This window comes from Flavobacterium sp. KBS0721 (genome assembly GCF_002007065.3).
GTDB classification, from domain to species: Bacteria; Bacteroidota; Bacteroidia; order Flavobacteriales; family Flavobacteriaceae; genus Flavobacterium; species Flavobacterium piscis.
Map to the genome: position 1 here is coordinate 1,936,967 of NZ_CP042170.1, position 23,592 is coordinate 1,960,558.

26 protein-coding genes are annotated in these 23,592 nt (G+C 33.6%); 21 read left to right on the forward strand and 5 right to left on the reverse strand.

What is annotated here, in order from left to right; all coding sequences use genetic code 11:
* Positions 1-66: 66 nt before the first annotated feature.
* The 12 genes from gcvH (at position 67) to B0M43_RS08510 (ending at position 9,110) form a co-directional block, all read left to right on the forward strand.
* Positions 67-447, forward strand: coding sequence for a glycine cleavage system protein GcvH (gcvH, locus tag B0M43_RS08455; protein WP_056188370.1), 381 nt, complete (start codon positions 67-69; stop codon positions 445-447).
* A gap of 10 nt (positions 448-457) precedes the next feature.
* Positions 458-823 (forward strand): VanZ family protein, encoded by a 366-nt coding sequence (locus B0M43_RS08460; RefSeq protein ID WP_246860211.1) that lies wholly within the window; start codon positions 458-460, stop codon positions 821-823.
* A gap of 109 nt (positions 824-932) precedes the next feature.
* Positions 933-1,676, forward strand: a complete 744-nt coding sequence (deoC, locus tag B0M43_RS08465) for a deoxyribose-phosphate aldolase (protein WP_078008685.1) — start codon at positions 933-935, stop codon at positions 1,674-1,676.
* Complete coding sequence (locus B0M43_RS08470; RefSeq protein WP_243397524.1) at positions 1,677-3,815, forward strand: energy transducer TonB; 2,139 nt, start codon at positions 1,677-1,679, stop codon at positions 3,813-3,815. It begins immediately after the preceding gene.
* Positions 3,816-3,972: 157 nt separating this feature from the next.
* Positions 3,973-4,875 (forward strand): heme o synthase, encoded by a 903-nt coding sequence (gene cyoE, locus B0M43_RS08475; RefSeq protein WP_078008684.1) that lies wholly within the window; start codon positions 3,973-3,975, stop codon positions 4,873-4,875.
* A gap of 8 nt (positions 4,876-4,883) precedes the next feature.
* On the forward strand, positions 4,884-5,471 hold the full coding sequence (locus B0M43_RS08480) for a cytochrome c oxidase subunit 3 (RefSeq protein ID WP_065452212.1): 588 nt from the start codon (positions 4,884-4,886) through the stop codon (positions 5,469-5,471).
* A gap of 42 nt (positions 5,472-5,513) precedes the next feature.
* Positions 5,514-6,497 carry a cytochrome c oxidase subunit 3 gene (locus tag B0M43_RS08485; protein ID WP_065452041.1) on the forward strand — a complete coding sequence of 328 codons (984 nt, stop codon included), beginning with the start codon at positions 5,514-5,516 and terminating at the stop codon, positions 6,495-6,497.
* 18 nt (positions 6,498-6,515) lie between these two features.
* Positions 6,516-6,866, forward strand: a complete 351-nt coding sequence (locus tag B0M43_RS08490; RefSeq protein WP_065452042.1) for a cytochrome C oxidase subunit IV family protein — start codon at positions 6,516-6,518, stop codon at positions 6,864-6,866.
* A gap of 78 nt (positions 6,867-6,944) precedes the next feature.
* Positions 6,945-7,586 carry a hypothetical protein gene (locus B0M43_RS08495; protein WP_078008683.1) on the forward strand — a complete coding sequence of 214 codons (642 nt, stop codon included), beginning with the start codon at positions 6,945-6,947 and terminating at the stop codon, positions 7,584-7,586.
* 10 nt (positions 7,587-7,596) lie between these two features.
* A complete protein-coding gene (locus B0M43_RS08500; protein ID WP_065452044.1) occupies positions 7,597-8,283 on the forward strand; it encodes an SCO family protein in 687 nt (228 codons plus the stop codon).
* 1 nt (position 8,284) lies between these two features.
* A complete protein-coding gene (locus tag B0M43_RS08505; protein ID WP_078008682.1) occupies positions 8,285-8,824 on the forward strand; it encodes a DUF420 domain-containing protein in 540 nt (179 codons plus the stop codon).
* Positions 8,817-9,110 carry a hypothetical protein gene (locus B0M43_RS08510; RefSeq protein ID WP_065452046.1) on the forward strand — a complete coding sequence of 98 codons (294 nt, stop codon included), beginning with the start codon at positions 8,817-8,819 and terminating at the stop codon, positions 9,108-9,110. The genes B0M43_RS08505 and B0M43_RS08510 overlap by 8 nt, the downstream gene beginning before the upstream one ends.
* A 38-nt stretch (positions 9,111-9,148) precedes the next feature.
* On the opposite strand, the gene B0M43_RS08515 is transcribed toward B0M43_RS08510, so the two are convergent.
* The gene (locus B0M43_RS08515; protein WP_065452047.1) at positions 9,149-10,555 is read right to left on the reverse strand and encodes a DUF4403 family protein; all 1,407 of its coding nucleotides are present in this window, start codon (positions 10,553-10,555) and stop codon (positions 9,149-9,151) included.
* Positions 10,556-10,731: 176 nt separating this feature from the next.
* On the opposite strand from B0M43_RS08515, the gene B0M43_RS08520 reads away from it, so the two are divergent.
* The 7 genes from B0M43_RS08520 to tsaB all read left to right on the forward strand — a co-directional run bounded on the left by B0M43_RS08520 (position 10,732) and on the right by tsaB (position 18,722).
* Positions 10,732-11,433 carry an ABC transporter ATP-binding protein gene (locus B0M43_RS08520; RefSeq protein ID WP_078008681.1) on the forward strand — a complete coding sequence of 234 codons (702 nt, stop codon included), beginning with the start codon at positions 10,732-10,734 and terminating at the stop codon, positions 11,431-11,433.
* Positions 11,426-12,670 carry an ABC transporter permease gene (locus B0M43_RS08525; protein WP_078008680.1) on the forward strand — a complete coding sequence of 415 codons (1,245 nt, stop codon included), beginning with the start codon at positions 11,426-11,428 and terminating at the stop codon, positions 12,668-12,670. Before B0M43_RS08520 ends, B0M43_RS08525 begins: the two co-directional genes overlap by 8 nt.
* Positions 12,671-12,672: 2 nt before the next feature.
* Positions 12,673-13,938 (forward strand): ABC transporter permease, encoded by a 1,266-nt coding sequence (locus B0M43_RS08530; protein WP_078008679.1) that lies wholly within the window; start codon positions 12,673-12,675, stop codon positions 13,936-13,938.
* Positions 13,939-13,977: 39 nt separating this feature from the next.
* Complete coding sequence (locus B0M43_RS08535; protein WP_065452051.1) at positions 13,978-15,093, forward strand: efflux RND transporter periplasmic adaptor subunit; 1,116 nt, start codon at positions 13,978-13,980, stop codon at positions 15,091-15,093.
* A gap of 84 nt (positions 15,094-15,177) precedes the next feature.
* Entirely contained in the window at positions 15,178-16,629 is a 1,452-nt protein-coding gene (locus B0M43_RS08540) for a TolC family protein (RefSeq protein WP_065452052.1), read from the forward strand.
* 6 nt (positions 16,630-16,635) lie between these two features.
* Positions 16,636-17,931 carry an efflux RND transporter periplasmic adaptor subunit gene (locus tag B0M43_RS08545; protein WP_065452053.1) on the forward strand — a complete coding sequence of 432 codons (1,296 nt, stop codon included), beginning with the start codon at positions 16,636-16,638 and terminating at the stop codon, positions 17,929-17,931.
* Between the two features lie 116 nt (positions 17,932-18,047).
* Complete coding sequence (gene tsaB, locus B0M43_RS08550; protein WP_065452054.1) at positions 18,048-18,722, forward strand: tRNA (adenosine(37)-N6)-threonylcarbamoyltransferase complex dimerization subunit type 1 TsaB; 675 nt, start codon at positions 18,048-18,050, stop codon at positions 18,720-18,722.
* A gap of 6 nt (positions 18,723-18,728) precedes the next feature.
* Here tsaB and B0M43_RS08555 read toward each other — a convergent pair whose 3' ends face one another.
* The 3 genes from B0M43_RS08555 to B0M43_RS08565 form a co-directional block, all read right to left on the reverse strand.
* Positions 18,729-19,541, reverse strand: a complete 813-nt coding sequence (locus B0M43_RS08555; protein ID WP_078008678.1) for a mechanosensitive ion channel family protein — start codon at positions 19,539-19,541, stop codon at positions 18,729-18,731.
* 90 nt (positions 19,542-19,631) lie between these two features.
* Positions 19,632-20,039 carry a hypothetical protein gene (locus B0M43_RS08560; RefSeq protein ID WP_078008677.1) on the reverse strand — a complete coding sequence of 136 codons (408 nt, stop codon included), beginning with the start codon at positions 20,037-20,039 and terminating at the stop codon, positions 19,632-19,634.
* Positions 20,040-20,183: 144 nt separating this feature from the next.
* Positions 20,184-21,083 (reverse strand): NifU family protein, encoded by a 900-nt coding sequence (locus B0M43_RS08565; RefSeq protein WP_065452057.1) that lies wholly within the window; start codon positions 21,081-21,083, stop codon positions 20,184-20,186.
* A gap of 143 nt (positions 21,084-21,226) precedes the next feature.
* Here B0M43_RS08565 and B0M43_RS08570 point away from each other — a divergent pair, with 143 nt between their 5' ends.
* Together B0M43_RS08570 and B0M43_RS08575 are read left to right on the forward strand one after the other, a co-directional pair.
* Complete coding sequence (locus B0M43_RS08570) at positions 21,227-22,219, forward strand: type IX secretion system membrane protein PorP/SprF (protein WP_078008676.1); 993 nt, start codon at positions 21,227-21,229, stop codon at positions 22,217-22,219.
* 8 nt (positions 22,220-22,227) lie between these two features.
* Positions 22,228-22,746: a gamma carbonic anhydrase family protein gene (locus B0M43_RS08575; RefSeq protein ID WP_078008675.1), complete on the forward strand. Its 519-nt coding sequence runs from the start codon at positions 22,228-22,230 to the stop codon at positions 22,744-22,746.
* Between the two features lie 97 nt (positions 22,747-22,843).
* On the opposite strand, the gene B0M43_RS08580 is transcribed toward B0M43_RS08575, so the two are convergent.
* Complete coding sequence (locus tag B0M43_RS08580; RefSeq protein ID WP_065452060.1) at positions 22,844-23,560, reverse strand: LytTR family DNA-binding domain-containing protein; 717 nt, start codon at positions 23,558-23,560, stop codon at positions 22,844-22,846.
* Positions 23,561-23,592: the final 32 nt, after the last annotated feature.

The window sequence follows — 23,592 nt, forward strand, 5'->3', positions numbered from 1 at the left end:
ATTTCATTAGAAGATTATTACATTTGTGGCTTAATTATTAAATTATCAATTTTCAAACATAGTATTATGAGCATACCAGCAAATTTAAAGTACACAAAAGATCACGAATGGGTAAGCATCGAAGGAGATGTTGCAACTGTAGGAATTACTCATTTTGCACAAAAAGAGTTAGGAGATATCGTGTATGTTGAAGTAGAAACTTTAGATCAGACCCTTGATAAAGATGAGGTTTTTGGAACAGTTGAAGCTGTAAAAACAGTATCTGATTTATTTTTACCTTTAACAGGAGAAATTATTGCTTTTAATGACAGTCTTGAGAGTGCTCCGGAAACAGTAAACTCTGATCCTTACGGAGCTGGATGGATGATTAAAATAAAAATTGCTGATGCATCAGAAATAGATTCATTATTATCTGACGAAGCTTACAAACAACTTATCGGTGCCTAAACAATTCCTGTTGCTCTGGGCAATATTATGCTCAGGTATTATTACTTATTTTTGTTTAACGGATTCAAGTAATATTCCTGCTGTAAGTTTTCCGAGTATAGATAAAATTGTACATTTTTGTTTTCATTTTGGATTTACAATATCATGGATTTTGTTCTTCAAAAAAGAACTTAAAGGTAAAGCTCCTGATGATTATAAAGCTTATCTGATTTCGTTTATATTTTCTGTTTTTTTTGGAATTACAATCGAAATCCTGCAAGGTGTTTTTACAGTCACAAGAGCGTCTGACGTAACTGATGTTTTAGCAAATGCACTTGGAGCTGTAGTTGGAGTTTTTACTGCAATAGCTTTCAAAAAGCAAATCGATAAAATATAAGAATATAATTACCCACTTCGGTGGGTTTTTTGTTGCCAAAAAATCAAGCTCTAAAAAGTGTGTTTTTTTCTGAATTTTAAATGTATTTTTGTCGCAATTCCATATCATCATGAATGTTAAGCAATATTTAGATTCAACCTACTTAAAAACTGCCTCGCAAGCCGAACTTTCGGAAGCAGAAAATACTATCGTGGTTAAGAATGCAATTCAGGAAGCGATTGATGAAGGTTTTAAGTTAATAATGATCCGTCCTGAACATGTAGTTTTGGCTAAGGAAATGATTTTGAAAGCCAATTCGACTTTATTGGTAGGGACCGTAATCGATTTTCCGGAAGGAAAAGAAAATCTGGAAACTAAAATTAAAGAAGCCAATAAAGCCATCGAAGACGGAGCAGACGATCTTGATTTTGTGTGCAATTATGAAGCTTTTAAAAACGGAGAAACTGATTTGGTAAAACAGGAAATCCTAATAGGAACACAAATTGGTCTTGCGAATAATAAAACAGTAAAATGGATTATTGAAGTTGCAGCCCTAACGGATAAAGAAATTATTCAGCTTTCGGCATTGATAAAAAATGTGGTAATATCCCATTTCAAAGAAGATGATTATGCATCGGTTTTTGTAAAATCTTCAACTGGTTTTTATAAAACTGAAAATGATTTGCCCAACGGAGCAACAGTTCCTACGATTATAATGATGTTAGAAAATGCATCCCCTTTGCCAGTAAAAGCTGCCGGAGGAGTCAGGTCTTATGATGATGCAATAGAAATGATTCGTTTAGGAGTCAAACGAATCGGAACTTCGGCTGCAAAAGCAATTGCAAACGGAGAAAATACCACAAATCAATATTAAATGAAAACCTACATTTACGTGAATAAGATTTTCTTATCTTTTATTTTTACATTTTCTGCCTTGTCAGCTTTTTCACAAGAGAGCAATTCTTCGATTAAACAGGGTTTTACTTCAGAACAATTTCCTGTTTTTCCAAACTGCGAAAATTTACAATCAAAAAAATTAGAGAACTGTTTTTATAAAGAAGTTCAGGATTTTGTATTTCAAAACTTTGAAGTTCCTGAAAATTTAAAACAAGCAAATTACAAAGGCGAAGTAAAAGTACTTTTTGAAGTAGATGCCAATGGAGAGTTTAAAGTAATTTATGTGAATGCTGCCAATGATGCATTATCAGAAGAAGCGAAACGTGTTTTTGGAAAATTCCCCAAAATAAAACCATCGACTTATAACGGAAAACCAACTTATTCAAAATACACAATTTCAATTGATATTCCTTTAAAAAGTGCAGATCAAATTGCTGAAGAAGCTTTGGCTGCAGCACAAATTTTAAAACCGGTAGAAAAACCAATGACAGAGCTGGACAGTATTGTATATAAAAAATACAATAATCCGGAATTCGAAAGTCATCTGAATATTCCATTCTCACACAGTTACTATGCGCAATTTGATGGCGCCATGAATCAGGTTGGGAGTAATAATCACACCGCATCAAAACCATATACCTATGCAGAGGTTTCTAAATATTACAGCTTAAAAGCGGTAAACGAATCACTTCAGAAAAATGTTTCGACTTGGTTAGGAAGAAAATTCTGGAACGAAAATCTGGTTCAGATTCAGGGCGAAGATTATTGGCTGTCCTTAAATCCTATTGTTGATTTACAAATGGGTAAAGCCTCAGATATAGATGCTTCGTACACTTATGTAAATACACGTGCCTTAAATTTTAGGGGAGGTTTAGGTAAGAACCTTAATTTTACAACAACAGTTTTTGAAAGTCAGGGACGATTTGCAGGTTATTTTAATGATTATGCCGAAACACTAAAACCTTCAGGAGGAAATCCTGCCATTATTCCCGGTATGGGAATTGCGAAACGATTTAAAACAGATGCTTACGATTTTCCTTTAGCAGAGGCCAATATTACTTTTGCTCCAAGTAAGTTTTTTGATTTTCAGTTAGGTTACGGAAGAAATTTTATTGGAGACGGATATCGTTCTTTGTTCGAAAGTGACGGAGCAAGTCCGTATCCTTATTTTAAAATCAACACCAATTTCTGGAAAATAAAATACACCAACACCTATATGTGGCTTAAGGATGTTCGTCCTGATGTTACATTAGAAAAAACCTACGCGACAAAATTCATGGCGAATCATTATTTAAGCTGGAATGTGTCGAACAAACTGAATTTAGGATTTTTTGAATCTGTAGTCTGGACAGATACTAATAACAGAGGTTTTGATATTAATTTCGTGAACCCGATTATTTTTTATCGTTCAGTAGAGTTTTCGTCATCTTCAAGAAGTGGAAACGCACTTTTGGGAATGTCAGGAAAATACAAATGGAATAACAATGTAAACTTATATGCTCAGTTTTTATTGGATGAATTTTCAGTAGGAGATATGGCTGGAGGAGAAAATAGCTGGAAAAATAAATTCGGATATCAGTTAGGGGCAAAATACTTCAATGCTTTTAAGATAAAAGATTTATTACTACAGTTAGAGTACAATCATGTACGTCCATATGTGTATTCGCATAGTGCTGTAATTACCAATTACGGACATAATAATCAAAGTATTGGACATCAGTGGGGTGGTAATTTTGAAGAATTTGTCGCAATTGGACGTTATCATAAAGGACGTTATTATGCTGATGCTAAATTTACAGTTGGTAAGCGAGGGTTAGATTTTGACACTGCCGAAGACAGTTATAACTACGGAGGGAATATTTACAAAAGTTACGATGTAGACCGACCATATGACAAAGGGGTAAAAGTAGGTCAGGGAAATAAAACAAATGTTTTTATTGCCGATATTCAGGGAGGTTATGTGGTAAACCCAATGACAAATCTCAAGTTTTTTGGAAGTTTCCTGTATAGAAATTTTGATCCTACACAAGAAACGGCAACAACTTTTAAGCAAAGCACAACCTGGTTCACGATAGGATTGCGTTCAGATATCTTTAACTGGTATTTTGATTACTAGTTTTTAATAAGATTTTTCGAAATAATTATGTTAAAGATTTGCAAGTCCTTATTCTGTAAAGGTTTTATTGAAAAAAATCTAATTTTATAGGTAAGTATTCTACAATCTAATTTGTACATTTGCACCACTCAAAAAAAACATACAAACAAATACCGTATTGAACGCTACTAAAAATACATTTTCAATAAAATCAATATTTAACGATTTCAAAGAGATTACCAAAGCTGGTTTAGCGATCAGTGTATTATTCTCTTCGATTGCCGGATATTTGTTAGGTGTTAATGATGAACATCCTTTTAAATGGAGCGTTTTACTGGTTTTGATGATTGGTGGGTATTGCATGGTTGGAGCTTCTAATGCTTTTAATCAGGTAATCGAAAAAGATATCGATTCATTAATGGATCGTACGAAAAATCGTCCTGTTCCTTCAGGTAGAATGTCTCCAAAAATGGCGTTATTTGTAGCGAGTTTGCTAACCATTATTGGTATTGCATTATTGTATACCATCAATGCAAAGTCGGCAATGTTTGCAGCGATTTCAATATTTTTATATACAAGTGTTTATACACCTTTAAAAACAGTAACTTCGTTATCGGTTTTTGTGGGTGCTTTTCCGGGTGCAATTCCTTTTATGTTAGGCTGGGTTGCGGCAACAGGAGAGTTTGGTATTGAGGCAGGAACACTTTTTTTAATTCAGTTTTTCTGGCAGTTTCCTCATTTCTGGGCAATTGGCTGGTTCTTATATGAAGATTACGAGAAGGCTGCTATATTTATGTTACCAACAGGTAGAAAAGACAGAAAGACTGCTTTGCAGATTATTTTATATACAGTTTGGCTTATAATAGCATCGTTGTTGCCTTCTTTAGGATTTACAGGACAATTATTTATAACGCCAGTTGCAGCAATATTAGTTTTTTTGTTAGGTTTATGGATGTTATTTTACGCAGTGCGTTTGTATCAGTTGCGAACTGCAAAAGCGGCAAGAACATTAATGCTGGTGAGCGTTTCATATATTTCGTTACTGCAAATAGTATTTATAGTAGATAAATTTTTAAGATAGTTATGGAAATGACAATGACAATGACAACAGGTGAAGAGCAATTAAGAAAAGCGAAATCAGCAAAACTGATTTTGTTATTTGCAATGGTGAGCATGACAATGATGTTTGCCGGACTTACAAGCGCATTTGTGGTAAGTAAATCCAGAGCCGACTGGTTGAAGAATTTTGAATTACCAACGGCATTTTATTATAGTACAGCCGTAATTTTGGGATGTAGCATTACTTTTTATCTGGCTAAAAAAGCCATTCAAAAAGATAACAGAGGCGCGACTACAGCATTGCTTTTGGGTACATTAGCTTTAGGGGTTTTATTTGTGGTTTTACAGTTTGTAGGTTTTGGACAAATTGTAAAAAGCGGTTATTATTTTACTGGAGAAGGTAGCTCAATTACTACAACTTTTTTATATGTAGTTACGGTAACGCACTTATTACACTTGGCTGGAGGTTTGATTTCACTTTTAATTATAATTTATAATCATTTTAAACAAAAATACAATTCGACTCAAACTCTTGGTATAGAACTAGGTGCGATGTATTGGCACTTTTTGGATTTATTATGGGTATATTTATTTTTATTTTTATATTTCTTTAAATAAGAAAAAAACGTAAATTTGGGAACTTTTTAACGAATATCTTTTATGGAAGCGACAGTTACTACTGCAAACAACGAAAAAACTTGGGGAGGCGGGCATGAGATCCAGCCATTAGGAGCAAGTTATGGTAAAATGATGATGTGGTTTTTTATCGTATCAGATGCCCTGACATTCTCTGGATTTTTAGCAGCTTATGGTTTTTCTAGATTTAAATTTATCGAAACATGGCCTTTGGCTGATGAAGTGTTTACTCACTTCCCATTTATGCACGGTGTTTCGGCTCCAATGTATTATGTAGCCTTAATGACTTTTATTTTGATTTTCTCATCTGTAACAATGGTTTTGGCTGTTGATGCAGGTCATCAAATGAAAAAAACAAAAGTGGCAATCTACATGTTTTTAACTATTATTGGAGGTATTATATTCGTTGGTTCTCAGGCTTGGGAATGGAAAAACTTCATTAAAGGTGAATATGGTGCTGTTGAAACAGTAGGAGGAAGTTTGTTGCAATTCGTTGATAAAGATGGTAAAAGAGTTGCTCTTGAAGAGTTTGCTGTAAAATTACCAAATCAACCGGAAGCACTTACAAGAGCTAAGTCAACCTGGTTTATGGAAAGTGCAGAAACATTGCCAACATATTCTGTAGCAGATATTCAGGCGGGTTTTAAAGCACACCCTGAATTATTAATAAGAACAGAGCATCTTACAGCGCAAAAGAAAAAAACAGTTTTATCCAGAGCAGAATCTGAAGAGCGTTTAAATACTGCAAAATATGTAGTAGAAGGAGCGAACTTAACCAGAAACGAATACGGAAGTAAATTATTTGCTGATTTCTTTTTCTTCATTACAGGATTTCACGGTTTTCACGTAATTTCAGGAATTATCATTAATATCATTATTTTCTTTAATGTATTATTAGGTACTTACGAAAAAAGAAGAAGCTACGAAATGGTAGAGAAAGTTGGTTTATACTGGCACTTTGTCGATTTAGTTTGGGTATTTGTATTTACAGTTTTCTACTTAGTTTAATTTTAGATTTTAATTATTATGTCACACGAACACGTATCAAATACAAAAAGAATCTGGTTTGTTTTTGGATTACTATCAGCAGTAACTACAGTAGAAGTTATTCTTGGTATTATAAAACCAGCATCATTAGAGTTTACTCATTTTTTAGGTTTGAATTTGTTAAACTGGATTTTTTACATCCTTACAATATTCAAAGCATATTATATAGTATGGGCATTTATGCACATGGAAGGTGAAAAAAGCAGCCTTAGATGGTCAGTTGTTTCACCAGTTATTTTCCTAGTTTTATATTTATTGTTTATTCTGTTGACAGAAGGACATTATATTTATGGGGTTTTTAAAGATTCTACTATTAAATGGAATTTTTAACATGATATTAATTCGAAAAGAGTCCCGATAACATCGGGATTTTTTTATTTTTGTACCTCAATAACTTCCGGTAATAAAATGAAAAAAAATATAGTTCTCTTTGTCCTTTTTGTTTTGCCAATTGTAGCCTATTTGTTTTTTGCTTCAGGTGTAAATAGCTTTACTAAACTTCCCACAATAACTCCTAAAATTGCCGACTTTGGTAATTGGAAATCCCTTAAAGGAGAAAAAGTAACCTTAGATAATAAAATTACCATTCTTGGTTTTTCAGGAACTGAGATTTTAAAAAACAGAGGTAACTTTTTTAATCTAAACGAAAAAATATATCAGCGTTACAACGGTTTCAAAGATTTACAATTTGTAGTCGTTTGTCCTTTGGGAACAGAGAAAGATGCGGAGAAAATTGTTGAATCATTAGGCGCTTTTACAGACGTTTCTGGTTGGCATTTTGTTTTTGCTTCTCCTGAAGAGATTAAAGTGTATTATGATCAATTGCATCTGCAAGGAAAGTTAGATCAAAACCTTGGTACTTCGAATGTTTATATCGTAGATAAAGAACGAAACTTAAGAGGGCGAAAAGATAAAGAAGAATATAAAGAGGGGTATAATACTTTTCATCCTTCTGAGTTGAGTAATGAAATGCTTGACGATTTCAAAATAATTCTATACGAATATCGTGCAGCTCTAAAAAAGAACCACAACGCAACAAAAGAACTTTAATCTTTATATCATGTTTAAAAATAAATCATATATCGGAATTTCGTTTATTATTTTAATATTCGGGATTTATGCCGTACCTAAAATTGTTGACAGAATAAACAAAGGCGAAGTTGTAAAAGGGAATCGTTTAGATAATGTAGGAGTGAAATCCAACTCTGATGCTAAATTGATGACAATAGGACCGGCGCCTAAATTTGAGTTAACGAATCAGGATAACATTAAAGTTTCAAACGAAACTTATAAAGGTAAAGTTTACGTTCTGGAGTTTTTCTTTACAACTTGCCCGTCAATTTGTCCAAAGATGAACTTAAGCATGTTAGAGATCGAGAAAACTTTCTTTGGGAATCCAAACTTTGGAATCGTTTCGATCACTATAGACCCTAGTCACGATACACCACAGGTTCTAAAAGATCATGCGAAATTATTAGGAGTAAAATCTTCTAACTGGAATTTTCTAACAGGCGATAAAGCTACTATTATGGATTTATCAAATAAAGGGTTTAATCTTTATGCGGGAGAGAATGAAAAAGTAAGCGGTGGTTTCGAACATTCAGGTTTATTTGCATTGATTGACAAAGATGGAAATATTCGTTGCAGAAAAGATGAATTTGGAAATCCGAACATTTATTACGACGGACTGGATAAAAAAGGCGTAAGAGATATTCAGGAAGATATTAAAATATTATTAGCAGAATAAAATGGAAGATCATTCATTAGAAAAAAAGTATAGCAAACTTATTGTTGCGGTTTCAATTATTATTCCGGTTGTAGTGGCTATTTTGTTCGGAGTTAAATTAAAAGATTTTGGTGTTAATGTTGAGCCGCTTTCGTTTTTACCTCCAATTTATGCGACAACAAATGGTATTACGGCTGTTGTTTTAGTTTTGGCGGTAATTGCTATTAAAAACGGAAAACAAAAGCTTCACGAACGTTTAATGACTTTTGCGATTGCATTATCGGTTGCATTTTTGGTCATGTACGTGGCTTATCATATGACTGCTGATTCTACCAAGTTTGGTGGCGAAGGCGCGATACGATATATTTACTTCTTTATTTTAGTAACACATATCTTATTGTCTATTGCAATTATACCATTGGTATTAATCACTTATGTAAGAGCTCTTGCAAAACGTTTTGACAGACATAGAAAAATAGCTAGAATAACTTTTCCGCTTTGGTTATATGTTGCGGTTACTGGTGTTATAGTTTACTTAATGATATCTCCTTATTATGTTTAAAATAGAAAATAGAATAAAGAATAAAGAAAATAGAGTAGAAGGCAAATTTAAGAGTTCTTTTTTATCGAAATGCCTCTATGTTCTATTCTCTATTTTCTTTTCTCTTAGTGCTAACGCTCAATGTGCGATGTGTCGTGCTGCACTTGCTGGAGATTCTAATGTGAAAAAAGCGGAGGCTGTAAATAACGGAATCGTTTATTTGATGGTAATTCCTTATTTACTCGTGGTTGTAATTGGAGTTCTTGTTTATAGAATGTACAAATCGAAAACAAAAAAAGCAGAATAATTTTATTCTGCTTTTTTGTTTTTAGTTAAATTGTTTGCTTACTTCAATCCATCAACAGAAACATTTACCGTTCCATTTATTTTTATAAAAGCGATAATCGCCTGGTTGGTTAGCTGGATTTTATCAAACTGAATGTCTTCCATTTTTCCGTTTACGAAAACACCTGGCATTGGCGAATAGTTTTTAAGATAATTGGCCATAGTCTTTTTACCTTCTTCTAAATTGGGCTGAATCGAATATCGGCAGCTTTCTTCCATTTTTCTTACTATATAACCTTGGCCCAGCCAGCTTGCAGTTCTCATTAACTTGCTTTTGGTGTCTAAAACATAATCAAGGTTTTCAAAATAAATTTCTTTTGTCTGAGGGTTGTATTGCGGAACTCCGTTTAAGTAAAGTGTTCCGTTTATTGATCCTAAAACATCAAGTGCAATAACCATTTTACCATTTTTGTGCCAAATAGAAACATTTTTTACCGTAATTTTTTTTCCGCCTGAACCAAATTCCTGACCTGCAAAATTTTTGGTCATGATCTTTGAAGCATCCATATAAGTGGAAATTGCAGCAATATTCGCCGAAATTTGATTTGGAATTTTTGTTACGGGTTTCAATACAATTTTACTGGCACTGAATTTAGATTCAGGTTGTTTGCCTACAATAGTTTCCATATTGCATTTCATTCCCATGTCTAATAAAAACAAATCGTTCTTAAGCTTGGCATTGGTAGAATATACTTCGACAGGAACAATTCTTAGCCAGCTCTCATAAGTATCACTCATCTGGAATGGCGTACATATTTTTTCTAATGCTGTTAAAACATTTGGTTTAAAATCCATTGATTTTTCGATCGCCTCATCAATTTTCTTTTCAATTTTCGATTTAAAAATAGAAATCGCAGGATTTACTAAATAAGTAATAGGCATGCTTTTTCCAAATACCATCATGGTAGGGCTTTCACTCCAGTCCAAAGATTTGAATTCGGTTTTAGTGTTTAATTTCCAGTTCGTCAAAGCTACTTCGCTGGATAAAGTGATTACGCCATTTAAATTAAATTCTCTAACATCGTAAAGTTCTACTCCAAGTTTTTTTGTACCTATTCTGTATTTGATAGTAGCTTTTAGAGGAAGAATTGTTTTTATTTTTTTGTTCGGGTTTGCAGGATCATTCTGGATTTTTATCGGAGCCTGTTTCCAGATTTTCATTTCGATATCATCATCTTCGATGTCGTTGTCTTCATAAATTAAACCATTCAATAAAGAATTTGTTTGATTTTGAATGTCACTCAGCTTTACCGTTATGGGTAAGTTAATAAAAGAAGGATTTGCATCGTAAACTAACGGACTTGCATCATCCGGTTCCGGTTTTAAGGTTTCTAATTTTTGAGTTGTAGAGCAACTTGTAATAGCAGTAAGTACCGTAAACAAAGAGATAATTGAAAAAAACTTCATCATTAAGATTTTTTTAAGTGATGCAAAATTAAGAAAACAATTATATAATCTTAAAAAAGTGTAACAATAGATACAGAATTGAGTCTTATTGAAATAACTAAACGGAATTATTAACGTTTTCTTACCATAAATTACTTATAAAAAATGTTATTATTGTTTTAAAATTTAACAATACCATGATCGAAATCAAAGATTTACACAAGTCCTATAAAATGGGAAGTTCAGAATTGCATGTGTTAAAAGGAATTAATTTTAATATCGAAGAAGGAGAATTAGTTGCGATTATGGGATCGTCCGGATCTGGCAAGTCTACACTCTTAAATATTTTAGGGATTTTGGATGAAGCAGATTCGGGTAGTTATATTTTAGATAAGACTCCAATTAAAAATCTAAACGAAACAATAGCGTCACGATATCGAAATAAATTTTTGGGGTTTGTATTTCAATCATTCAATTTAATAAATTATAAAACGGCACTTGATAACGTTGCAATGCCTTTGTATTATCAGGGGATAAAGCGTAAAGAACGTTACGAGATTGCTATGAAATATTTAGAGAAAGTGGGTTTAGGTTCGCATTCTCATCATTTACCAAATGAACTGTCAGGAGGTCAAAAACAGCGTGTTGCCATTGCAAGGGCTTTGGCTTCAAATCCTAAAGTGCTATTGGCAGATGAGCCAACCGGTGCTTTGGATACAAAAACTTCTTATGAAGTTATGGAACTTATTCAGGGAATTAACGATGAAGGAAAAACAATTTTAATCGTAACGCACGAACCTGATATTGCTGCAATGTGTAAAAGGAATGTGGTCCTGAAAGACGGATTAATTATAGACGATAAAAAAGTAGAACAAGTTAGAGCGTCATCTTATGTTTAATATTGAACGTTGGCAGGAAATCTTTGAAGCGATCTCTAAGAACCGGTTAAGGACATTTCTTACCGGAGTTTCTGTAGCTTCCGGAATTTTTATTTTAGTGATCCTGCTCGGCGCAGGTAAAGGGCTTCAAAACGGAATTGAAAAACAATTTGAACGTGATGCTGCCGGGATAGTTGAAGTTTGGTCAGGAACGACAGCTAAAGAATATAAGGGATTAAATCCTGGAAGGCAAATTCAATTTAGAAATAGCGATTATTCACAATCGGTTCAGAAATTTGAAGATAAATTAGAGTTACGTGCTGCTACATATAATTTTTGGGGAGGCGCATTTACTTATGGCAAAGAATCCGGAAGCTATCAATACAGAGGAGTTGATCCTGATTATGGGGCAGTAGAAAATTTGACAGTTGTTCAGGGCCGATTTATAAATAGTAATGACTTGGCAAACAATGAAAAGGTGGCCACTATTGGAATGAAAGTAAAAACAGATTTGTTTAAAGATAAAGATCCTTTAGGCAAAGAAATCGCTATTAATAACGTCAACTTTAAGGTAGTAGGTGTCTTTACAGATCCGGGAGGAGAAAGAGAAGAAGCTCGTGCGTATTTACCTAAAACAACAGTACAGCGAGCTTACGGTGGAGGAGATAAAATAAGCAATATCTTTTTTACTCTAAAGAAAACGAATGATTATGATGAAGCATTAGCGCAATCAGAGAAATTTACTGAAGACTTAAAAGCTTTACTTAGAAGTAAAAATGTTGTAGCGCCCGATGATGATAGTGGTATAAATGCATATAATTCTGTTAAGGATGCAAAACAATTTTACGATTTAAATCTTTACATCAGATTGTTTTTTTGGTGGGTAGGAATCTGTACAATTATTGCGGGAGTTGTAGGTGTTAGTAATATTATGCTTATTATAGTCAAAGAACGAACTAAGGAAATTGGAATCAGAAAAGCGCTTGGTGCATCGCCATTTTCAATTATTTCGATGATACTTCACGAATCTATTTTTATTACCACTATTGCTGGTTTCGTTGGTTTATTGGCTAGTTTATTATTGCTTGAAGTAGTTGGGCCAATGGTAGAAAGTGAATATTTTAGAAATCCTCAGGTTGATTTTAGTGTGGCTTTAACAACACTTGTTTTACTTGTTTTTGCTGGTGCTTTGGCAGGCTTTTTTCCAGCATACAGAGCGGCCAAAATTAGACCTATTGTAGCACTTAGAGACGAATAATTATGTTTAAGAAAGATAATTGGGATGAAATTTTACAGGCTTTAACAGCCAATGTTTTTAGAACGGTGCTAACTGCGTTTGGGGTATTTTGGGGTATATTTATTCTTGTAATATTACTGGCTGCAGGAAAAGGGTTGGAGAACGGTGTAAAAAAAGGTTTTGATGGAATTGCGACTAATACAATGTTTATGTGGAGTCAAACTACCTCAAAAGCTTACAAAGGCTTACCAAAAACCCGACGTTACGATTTTAGAAATAGTGATGTTGCCGCCTTAAAATCTGCCTTGCCAGATTTATTATATGTATCACCAAGGAATCAGTTAGGTGATTTTAACGGATCTAATAATGTAGTTCGCGGTACAAAAACTGCAGCATTTACTATTTATGGTGATTATCCTGAGTTGATCAAACAACAGCCAATGGATATTATAAAAGGGCGTTTTGTGAATCAACAAGATATTCTGGAGAAGCGAAAAGTTGCTGTAATTGGAAAAGGTGTTATCACTGATTTGTATGGTAAAGAAGAGGAAGCAGTGGGAACGTATGTGAAAATTAACGGAATCAACTTTATGGTAGTTGGTGTTTACAAATCGAAGCAACAGGGAGGAAATGCAGAGCAGGAGCAAAAAAATATATTTGTGCCTTTTACTACTTTTCAACAGGCATTTAATTATGGAGATAAAGTGGGGTGGATGGCTCTTACAGCCAGAGACGAAGTTTCTATTACGGATTTAAAACCCAAAATTTTAGAGCTAATTAAAGTACTACATTCTGTAAATCCTGCAGATGACAGAGCAGTTGGAAATTTTGATTTGTATGAACAATTTAATAAAGTGCAAAGTTTGTTTAATATCTTACAGGTTATTGCTTATTTTGTAGGAAGTTTGGTTTTGATTTCGGGAGTAATTGGTATTTCTAATATTATGCTTATTGTAGTTAAAGAACGTACCAAAGAAATTGGAATTCGCAGAGCATTAGGCGCAACTCCGGCAGCAATTAGAGGTCAGATTTTAGCAGAATCTATATTTTTGACTATCATTTCAGGAATGCTGGGTATTGCGGTAGCAACCGGGATTATTGCCGTACTAAATATGGTGCTGGATTCTATGCCGCCCGGAAATGATACTATGTTTGCAAATCCAAGCGTAGATCTGGGGGTTGTATTTGTCGCATTATTAATATTAGTAGGATCAGGTTTATTAGCCGGATTTATTCCAGCTCAAACCGCAATCAATGTAAAGCCTGTAGATGCTTTACGAACAGAATAAATTATCAATCAAAAATATAATCGATTAAACCAAAACAAAATGAAAAAAGGAGTAACCGTAACCATTTTAATCTTTATTGCTGTAGTTTTCTTTGGCGCACTTTACTATTTATACGCTAAAAATCAACAATCTCCAATTGTTTTCAAAACGGAAAAAGCAGAGATTAAAACAATCGTAAAAAACACAATTGCAACCGGTAACATTCAGCCTGATGAAGAAGTTCTAATCAAACCAAATATCTCAGGTATTATTGAAGAAGTATATATCAAAGCCGGAGAGAAAATCAAAGCTGGAGATATGATCGCCAAAATTAGAGTAGTAGCTAATGTTTCTAATGTTAGTAATACTCAAAATCAGGTGCAAACAGCTAAAATTGCTTTGGACAATCAGGAAAAAATCTATAAAAGACAAAAGACATTGTTTGATAAAGATGTAATTTCTGCTAATGATTTTGATGCAGCTCAATTGGCTTATACACAGGCAAAACAAAATTATCTGGCTGCAAAACAAAGCTTAGATATCGTAAAAACAGGAACAACCACATCATTAGGAAGTTATGCAAATACCCTAATTCGCTCAACGGTAACGGGAATGGTTTTGGCAGTTCCGGTAAAAGTAGGAAATCAGGTTATTGAAAGTAATAATTTTAATGAAGGAACTACGATTGCCAGTGTTGCAGATGTTGGAAGAATGATTTTTATTGGAAAAATTGACGAATCTGAAGTAGGTAAAATCAAAGAAAAAATGCCAATTGAAATTACAGTTGGAGCCATCGAAAACAAAAAATTCGAAGCCTCTTTAACCGATATTGCTCCAAAAGGAGTAGTAGAAAACGGAGCGATTCAATTTGAAATAAAAGCTAAATTAGAAAATAGAGATGCAACCTTCATCAGAGCCGGTTTAAGTGCAAATGCTTCGATCATTTTAGAGAAAGCTGACAAGGTTTTGGCTGTCAAAGAATCATTGGTTCAATTTGATAAAAAAACACAAAAGCCCTATGTTGAAGTAGAAACTGCTCCTCAAAAATTTAAAAGACAGGATTTGGTTTTAGGAGTGAGTGACGGAATTTATGTTCAGGTAAAAAGCGGCCTTAAAAACACAGATAAAATTAAGATCTGGAATCAGGGTTTGATCAATGAAGGAGAAAAGAAATAATTTGAAAGTATAAAAAGAGTTTTTGGTTTTAAAAAATGTTAAATTTGCGTAGCATCATTTTTACTGCGCTTTCATTCAAAATATATGAAAATAAATAAATATAATAGTCTTGTTTTTGCCATGCTTTTCGGGTTTGGATTATCATCTCAGGCACAATCAAAAAAATGGACATTAGAAGAATGCGTACGTTATGCATTAGATAATAATATCACTATTAAATTATCAGAGTTAGATGTAAAAAATGCAGCAATTGATAAAAAAGCGGCTTTTGGTAATTTCCTTCCTGCTGTTAATGCAAATGCTTCGCATTCCTGGAATGTTGGTTTAAACCAGAATATTACAACAGGTTTACTTGAAAATCAAACCACTCAGTATTCTTCTATTGGCGCATCTGTTGGTGTTGATATTTATAAAGGTTTACAAAATCAAAATACACTTCGCAGATCTAAACTTTCTATGATAGCATCGCAATATCAATTGCTGAAAATGCAGGAAGATATTTCTTTGAATGTTGCGAATGCATTTTTGGAAATTCTTTTTAATAAAGAAAATTTAAAAGTAAAAAAAGAACAGTTATCCATTGATCAAAAACGATTGGCGCGTTCTGAAGAAATGGTAAATGCAGGAACAATTCCGCGTGGAGATTTATACGATCTGAAAGCTACTGAGGCTACTGATCAGCAGGCTATAATTGTTGCTGAGAATAGTTTGTTAATTTCAAAATTAAGTCTGGCGCAGCTTTTACAATTAAAAGAATTTGCAGATTTTGATGTAGTCGATGATACAAAAGTAGAAGATGAAAATAATATCATGGCACAAAGCCCAATTGATATTTACAATAAAGCCAAAGAGATCAGAACAGAATTAAAACTGGCACAAACAAATCTTGAAATTGCTGAAAGAAATGTTACAATTGCAAGAGGAGCTTATCAGCCTACCTTAAGTGCTTTCTATAACTTTAATACCAGAGCAAGTTATTCTGATATTATTACAGGTTCTACTTTAAACTCTGCTAATCCAACTTCTCAGATTGGTTATGTTGAGGGAACAAATCAGCCTGTAGTACGTGATAATTATATGTCGGTTTTAGGTAAAGCTGCACCAATTTTTGATCAGTTCAATGATAATAAAGGACAATCTTTTGGATTCCAGCTTTCAATTCCTATTTTTAATGGATTTTCTGTTAGAAATAATGTAGAAAGAAGTAAAGTAAGTTTAGAGAAATCTAAAATAGATTTAGAGCAAAAAAGTTTAGATTTGCAACGTAACGTTTACACTGCTTTTACAGATGCAAAAGGAGCCTTAAATGCTCATGAGTCATCAACAGTAACTTTAGAGGCAAGACAACAGGCTTATAATTATGCGAAAGAAAAGTACGATGTAGGTTTGATGAATTCATTCGATTTTACTCAGGCACAAACATTGTTAACCAATGCTCAGTCAGACGTTATTAGAACAAAATACGATTACATGTTTAAAATAAAAATACTTGAATTCTACTTTGGAATTCCAATTGTACCAATTATCACAAAATAATTTATTATGTCAAAAAAAACAATTTATTTCTTACTTGGTGGTGCGTTAGTCATTATTGCGGTTTTAATAGGTCTTTCGAAAGCAGGAGTAATAGGAAATAAAGATGAAGGAAAAGAAGTAGAAGTTTCAAAAGTAGTAGCTTCAACGATCGTCGAAACGGTTTCTGCAACTGGTAAAATTCAGCCTGAAATAGAGGTAAAACTTTCATCAATGGTTTCGGGTGAAATTATTGCACTGAATGTAAAAGAAGGACAAGTTGTAAAAAAGGGAGATTTGCTCGTTAAAATAAATCCTGATTTATATACCTCCGGATTAGATCGTTCTGTTGCCAATTTATCGGGAACTAAAGCAGGTCTAACACAGTCTGAGGCAAGTTATAAAGAAGCAAAAGCAAGTTACGAACGTAATAAAACTTTATATGATAAAGGCGTAATTTCAAAATCAGATTGGGACAAAGCTATTTCGACTTATGAAGTAGCAAAAGCAACAAGACAAAATGCTTACTATAACGTTCAGAGTGCTTCGGCATCTGTTACAGAAGCAAAAGACAACTTGGGACGTACTTTAATTTACGCTCCTGCTGCCGGAACAATTTCGGTCTTAAATGTTGAATTAGGAGAGCGTGTTTTGGGAACACAGCAAATGGCTGGAACAGAACTTTTGAGAGTAGCAAACCTAAACAATATGGAAGTTGAAGTTGACGTCAACGAAAATGATATTGTAAAAGTAAAAATTGGCGATGAGGCAAATGTTGAAGTGGATGCCTATCTAAAAAAGAAATTCAAAGGTACGGTAACCAGTATTTCTAACTCTGCAAGCACAACGCTAACATCTGATCAGGTAACCAACTTTAAAGTAAAAGTTCGTATCCTGAAAGAATCCTACCAGGATTTGTTAGAAGGACAGCCTGATACTTACTCGCCTTTTAGACCAGGAATGACGGCAACTGTAGATATCATTACAAGAACTAAAAGTAATGTTTTGGCAGTGCCTATTAGTTCTGTCGTTGTAAAAGCAGATACTACTGCTGTAAAAGATTTAAAAATTCAGGGTCCAAGTGATGATGATAAAAAAGCAGCTCCAAAAAGCGATAAAAAATTCGAATGTGTTTTTGTAAAAGTAGGAGATAAAGCTAAAATCAGAGTCATTAAAACAGGTATTCAGGATGATACAAATATCGAAGTAATGTCAGGATTAAAACCGGGTGATGTGGTAATTACCGGACCTTACACTACAGTTTCTAAAGATCTGAATTCGGGTGATAAAGTCAAGCTTAAAAAAGCTGATTTGCCTAAGAAATAAATAAAATCTCTTTAAAGATATTGTCAACCTGAGCGAAGTCGAACGATTAGAAATTAAAAAGAACTTCGACTTCACTCAGTCTGACATATTAATAATAACATTAAAAAAAAAATACATTGTCTTTTATCCTAAATATAGAAACGGCTACTAAAAATTGCTCAGTGTCCATTGCTAAAAATGGAGCAACAATTGTTTGTAAAGAAATTGCAGAAGAAGGCTATTCTCATGCTGAAAAGCTGCATGTTTTTATAGAAGAAGTAATTGCTGAGGCAGGAATCTCGGTTCAGGATTTAGCAGCTGTTGCCGTAAGTCAGGGCCCTGGTTCATACACGGGTTTACGAATTGGCGTTTCGGCAGCAAAAGGATTGTGCTTTGCTTTAAATATTCCGCTTATTGCCATTGATACTTTAGAAACACTTGCTTCGCAGGCTAATGTTGCTGATGGGAAAATCATTCCTATGATCGATGCAAGAAGAATGGAGGTTTATAGCGAAATTTTTAATGCGAATTTAGAAAAAGAAAGAACAATAGAAGCAGAAGTTATTACAGAGGATTCTTTTGCCTCATATACAGAAAAGATTTATTTTGTGGGGGATTGTGCAGAGAAATGCAAACCGGTTTTAACTAAAGAGAACTTTATATTTTTAGAAGAAATCAAATATCCATCTGCAGCTGCAATGAGTAAAATAAGTTTCGATAAATATCAAAAAAGCGACACTGTAGATGTCGCTTATTTTGAACCTTATTATTTAAAAGATTTTATGATGGCACCTCCATCAAAAAAACAATAAACTATTTTATTTTTGAATTGTATAAGGCTGAACTGAAATTCCGGCTTGGTCTAAAGCTATTTTGCAGTTCTCTAAAGTATCTGATACTACGGATCCGTAATTGGCATTTGTCGCCCACGGACGCACTGCAAAATCTATAGAAGAAGCCGTTAAATTTTTTACAAAAACTTCCGGAGCAGGATTTTTAAGCACTTTAGGATTTTGAACTAAAACGTCTAAAAGAACATCTTTCGCTTTTTTAATATCAGAATCGTAAGAAATTGAAAAAGTCAGATCGGCTTTTCGTTCTCCCTGCATAGAGTAGTTGATAATCGTTCCGTTTGATAGAGAGCCATTTGGAACAAAAACAACCTGATTGTTTCCGGTAATCATTTTGGTAACAAAAATCTGAATTTCTGAAACTGTTGCAATAACGCCTTGCGCTTCGATCGTATCGCCAACTTTAAAAGGTTTGAAAACGATAATTAGCATTCCTCCCGCAAAATTAGAAAGTGAACCCTGCAATGATAAACCTACCGCAAGTCCCATTGCTCCTAAAATGGCAACAAATGATGAAGTCTCGATTCCTAGTTTTGCAATGAAAGTAACAAATAATAAAATTCGGAGTGCCCATATCAAAATGTCAGAAAGAAATTTTGTTAAAGTAGGATCTAAATTTCTTTGTACCATTACCTTCGTAATGATTCTGTTTATCAATCTGATGGCATAAATACCAACAAATAAAATGATAAAGGCAGAAACTAATTTAAGAGAATAATCAACTAATAAGTCAGCATATTTAGTAATATAATTGCTAACCTGGTCTGGATTGAGGTTCATATTTTTTTGAATAAAAAAACCTTCTCAAAGAGAAGGTATATTAAGGCTGCAAATATAGATATATTTCTTTTTATTAGAAAAAATCAGTCCTTATTCCTTAGGAGGAATAGTATCAATAATTTCGTCTGTTGCGGTTTCACTCTTTTCAGTGGCATCGGCTGCAGTTTCTACGACTATAGTTTTGGTTGTGCCGGCAGTTTCGGTGGTTTTTTCTTTTACAGAATCGATTACATCGCTCAATGAATCTGAAGCTTTTTCTACATATTCACTTACAATATCTTTTGCCTTGTTTGCATATTCAGCCGCACTTTCAAGGATGGGTTCTGAAGCTTCTTTTGCTTTTGCAATTGTTTCCTCGGCAAAAGTTTCTGCTTTCTCAATATAAGGAGCGGCAGCTTCTTTTGCTTGTTCAAACTTAACCTCGGCCTGATTGGCTAAATCTGTAGTTGAATCTTTGGCTGAGCCAAATAAATTCTTGAAAAATGAAGATAATCCCATAGTTTTATATTGATTGGTTTAGGATACAATATTAACTATTTTTATTGCATAAAAACGGAATAATTTATTGAAAATTAAGCAGATATGAATTCAATAAAAAAGCGCCCCATTTGAGGCGCTTTGTGTATTTATTAGAATAAATAATTATGCATTCACAGCTTCTACCTTAATCGCTTCATCATTCAACATACTTTTTAGCATATTTTCGATTCCGCTTTTTAAAGTAAAAGTAGAAGAAGGACAACCGCTGCAAGCACCTTGTAAAATTACTTTTACCGTTTTGTCTTCTTCATTATAAGAGTCAAAAGCAATATTACCACCGTCAGCCGCAACCGCCGGTTTCACGTATTCTTCTAATATATTGATGATTTGTTGAGAGGTAACATCTAATTTGTCAAATGCTTCATCTTTTGTAACATCATTTTTAGTAGCGACTTCAATTAAACTTTCGTCTAAAACAGTTCCTCCGTTTTCGATATATTGTTTGATAAAAGTTCTTACTTCTAAAGTAATTTCATCCCAATCGTTGATGTCATATTTGGTTACTGAAATATAATTTTCATCTATAAAAACTTCTTTTACATAAGGAAATTTAAACAATTCTTTTGCCAATGGAGAAGAAGCCGTCTGATCGATGTTTTTATATTCAACTGCATTTTTAGTCAACATTCTGCTCACTACAAATTTTAAAGCAGCAGGATTTGGAGTTGTTTCTCCGTAAACCGTAATAGGTTGTTTTTTGGGTGCATTTTCATCCACTTTTATGATGATGCCACCTTTGTCTACAAATGATGCAATTTGTTCAGCAACAGCATCTTTTACATCGTCCCATTCTACAATACTGTATCTTTCGATCGCGATAAAGTTTCCTGAAATATAAACGGTTTTTACAAACGGAAGATAAAATAATTGTTGTGCTAAAGGCGATGCTTGGGCTTCATCGATATTTTTAAATTCGAAATTTTGATTTTTTGTAATGAAATCTTCAAATTCAAACTTTAAGATAGTTGGATTCTGAGTTTCTTTTATGGTGATTTTTGTCATGATTTGTAATTTTCTACAAATTTACTAAAGTTATTTTCTACTAATACCTATATTTGATTTTTTAATAAAATAATTACGGCTCTTTTCAAATTAATCGTATTAAATTATGAGAGTTTAAAATTTATACCAACAACATTGCCTTTATGAAATTTAGAATCAGGGTTTTATTTGTTTTTTTAATCGCAACATTTTATTCCTATTCACAAGAAGGAATACCTGTTTACTCTGATTATTTATCAGATAATTATTACTTGATTCACCCTTCAATGGCTGGTGCTGCCAATTGTGCCAAAATAAGATTAACGGCCAGAAAACAATGGTTTGGCCAGGAAGATGCACCGCAGCTTCAAACCTTAACGTTTAATGGCAGGGTAGGAGAGCGGTCAGGAGCCGGAATTATTATTTTTAATGATGAAAACGGCTACCATTCTCAAAAAGGAGTAAAGCTTACTTACGCACATCACATTATGTTTTCGAGAGATGAACTCGATCTAAATCAGCTTTCGTTTGGTATTAGCGGAGGAATAATCCAGAGCCAGCTCGATGAAACTAAATTTGGCGGAACTTTTGACCCAATTGTTTTTGGTCAGATTCAAAAGGATTCTTATTTTAATGTTGATGTTGGTGCTTCTTATAATTATCTTGATTTTTATGCTCATGCAACCGTACAGGGATTGCTGGAAACCAGAAGAGAGCTGTATACGGATTACGAAAGTGATAACGTTAGAAAATTTTTATTAAGTGCCGGATATGTTTTTGGTAAAAGAAATAGCGTTACCTGGGAACCATCGGTTTTGTTTCAATTATTCGATAAAACGAAAGAAAAATCTATCGATTTGAACATGAAGGCTTATAAAAATATGGATTTTGGCAGTTTGTGGGCCGCATTATCATATAGAAGAAGTTTTGATGGCGTACAATATAGTAATTCAAATAACGGAGTAGCCTCTCAAAAATTGCAATATATCACGCCCATAATAGGCGTAAACTATAAAAACTTTATGTTTGCTTATACGTATTCGCAGGTTACCGGCGATGTAAAATTTGACACCGGCGGATACCATCAAATTACTTTGGGAGTTAATTTATTCTGTAAAAAGGAACGTTACGATTGTAACTGTCCGGCAATTAATTAAATTTTATCATGCTTATTAAATCTGTAAACGGAAAAACACCTTCGATACCGGAAGATTGTTATGTAGCTGAAAATGCTACAATTATTGGTGATGTTGTTTTTGGAGATTCCTGCAGCGTTTGGTTTAATGCTGTAATTCGCGGCGATGTAAATTTTATTTCGATAGGAAATAAGGTTAATATTCAGGACGGAGCTGTTATTCACTGCACATATCAAAAACATCCAACTATTATAGGCAACAATGTTTCGATAGGACATAATGCTATTGTGCACGGATGTACGATTCATGACAATGTTTTGATAGGAATGGGCGCCATCGTAATGGATAATTGTGTGGTAGAAAGCAACTCGATTATAGCGGCAGGAGCTGTTGTTACACGAAATACTATTGTACCTTCAGGAACTATATATGCGGGTGTTCCGGCAAAAAAAGTAAAAGATATCGACCAGTCAGACTTTGCAGGCGAAATTGAACGTATTTCGAACAATTATGTAATGTATTCAGGTTGGTTTAAAAACGAAGAATAGAATTCGAAAATTCCAAAAAATAAAAAATTCCAAATTCCAAAGATGTTTGACACCCTATTGGAATTTGGAATTTTTTATTTTTTGGAATTTAAAGGAACTAAAGGTTGATTCTTTCGAAAAAAGCACTTTTATAACTTTCACTTATTGGGATTCGTTTATCACTAATGAGAACTTTGTTTTTCTGAATCGATTTCACATGTTTTATATTAATGATATACGACCTGTGAATTCGGGAAAATCCTTTGCTTGAAAGCAAGTTTTCCAGTTTTATTAAACTGATTAAAGTCAGCGTGAATTTATTATCTGTTGTGTATATTTTGACGTAATCTTTTAAACCTTCGATAAATAAAATATCCGAAAAATTCATTTTGACGTTTTCATATTCTGCCCTTACAAACATAAAATCCTGTTCTAATTCAGGAGCAGTTGTGTTTTCAGAAATAGCCTGAATAGCTGTTGAGGGGTTTAAAACCTGTTGTGCACGTACAACTGATTTTAAAAAACGATGAAACGGAATGGGTTTTACTAAATAATCTACAGCGCCCAGATTAAAACCTTCAACGGCATAATCAGAATATGCAGTTGTAAAAATAACCAAAGGCTTTTTTTCGATTGTATTTAAAAAATCAATGCCGGAAAAATGTGGCATCTGAATGTCCAGAAAAATCAAATCAACATTATTTTGGTTGATAAATGAAACGGCGTCGATAGCATTATTAAAAGTACTGATGAGTTCAAGCGAGTCTACCTTTCGAACAAAATCTTCTAATAATTCAACCGCTAAAGGTTCATCATCTATAATAACACATTTCATTTGTTGACGTTTTAGATTTAAAGATTTTATTT

Coding starts and splice junctions, on each gene's coding strand:
- gcvH (WP_056188370.1), top strand. CDS start 67: ATGAGCATACCAGCAAATTTAAAGTACACAAAAGATCACGAATGGGTA.
- deoC (WP_078008685.1), top strand. CDS start 933: ATGAATGTTAAGCAATATTTAGATTCAACCTACTTAAAAACTGCCTCG.
- B0M43_RS08470 (WP_243397524.1), top strand. CDS start 1,677: ATGAAAACCTACATTTACGTGAATAAGATTTTCTTATCTTTTATTTTT.
- B0M43_RS08480 (WP_065452212.1), top strand. CDS start 4,884: ATGACAATGACAATGACAACAGGTGAAGAGCAATTAAGAAAAGCGAAA.
- B0M43_RS08485 (WP_065452041.1), top strand. CDS start 5,514: ATGGAAGCGACAGTTACTACTGCAAACAACGAAAAAACTTGGGGAGGC.
- B0M43_RS08490 (WP_065452042.1), top strand. CDS start 6,516: ATGTCACACGAACACGTATCAAATACAAAAAGAATCTGGTTTGTTTTT.
- B0M43_RS08495 (WP_078008683.1), top strand. CDS start 6,945: ATGAAAAAAAATATAGTTCTCTTTGTCCTTTTTGTTTTGCCAATTGTA.
- B0M43_RS08500 (WP_065452044.1), top strand. CDS start 7,597: ATGTTTAAAAATAAATCATATATCGGAATTTCGTTTATTATTTTAATA.
- B0M43_RS08505 (WP_078008682.1), top strand. CDS start 8,285: ATGGAAGATCATTCATTAGAAAAAAAGTATAGCAAACTTATTGTTGCG.
- B0M43_RS08510 (WP_065452046.1), top strand. CDS start 8,817: ATGTTTAAAATAGAAAATAGAATAAAGAATAAAGAAAATAGAGTAGAA.
- B0M43_RS08515 (WP_065452047.1), bottom strand. CDS start 10,555: ATGAAGTTTTTTTCAATTATCTCTTTGTTTACGGTACTTACTGCTATT.
- B0M43_RS08520 (WP_078008681.1), top strand. CDS start 10,732: ATGATCGAAATCAAAGATTTACACAAGTCCTATAAAATGGGAAGTTCA.
- B0M43_RS08525 (WP_078008680.1), top strand. CDS start 11,426: ATGTTTAATATTGAACGTTGGCAGGAAATCTTTGAAGCGATCTCTAAG.
- B0M43_RS08530 (WP_078008679.1), top strand. CDS start 12,673: ATGTTTAAGAAAGATAATTGGGATGAAATTTTACAGGCTTTAACAGCC.
- B0M43_RS08535 (WP_065452051.1), top strand. CDS start 13,978: ATGAAAAAAGGAGTAACCGTAACCATTTTAATCTTTATTGCTGTAGTT.
- B0M43_RS08540 (WP_065452052.1), top strand. CDS start 15,178: ATGAAAATAAATAAATATAATAGTCTTGTTTTTGCCATGCTTTTCGGG.
- B0M43_RS08545 (WP_065452053.1), top strand. CDS start 16,636: ATGTCAAAAAAAACAATTTATTTCTTACTTGGTGGTGCGTTAGTCATT.
- B0M43_RS08555 (WP_078008678.1), bottom strand. CDS start 19,541: ATGAACCTCAATCCAGACCAGGTTAGCAATTATATTACTAAATATGCT.
- B0M43_RS08560 (WP_078008677.1), bottom strand. CDS start 20,039: ATGGGATTATCTTCATTTTTCAAGAATTTATTTGGCTCAGCCAAAGAT.
- B0M43_RS08565 (WP_065452057.1), bottom strand. CDS start 21,083: ATGACAAAAATCACCATAAAAGAAACTCAGAATCCAACTATCTTAAAG.
- B0M43_RS08570 (WP_078008676.1), top strand. CDS start 21,227: ATGAAATTTAGAATCAGGGTTTTATTTGTTTTTTTAATCGCAACATTT.
- B0M43_RS08575 (WP_078008675.1), top strand. CDS start 22,228: ATGCTTATTAAATCTGTAAACGGAAAAACACCTTCGATACCGGAAGAT.
- B0M43_RS08580 (WP_065452060.1), bottom strand. CDS start 23,560: ATGAAATGTGTTATTATAGATGATGAACCTTTAGCGGTTGAATTATTA.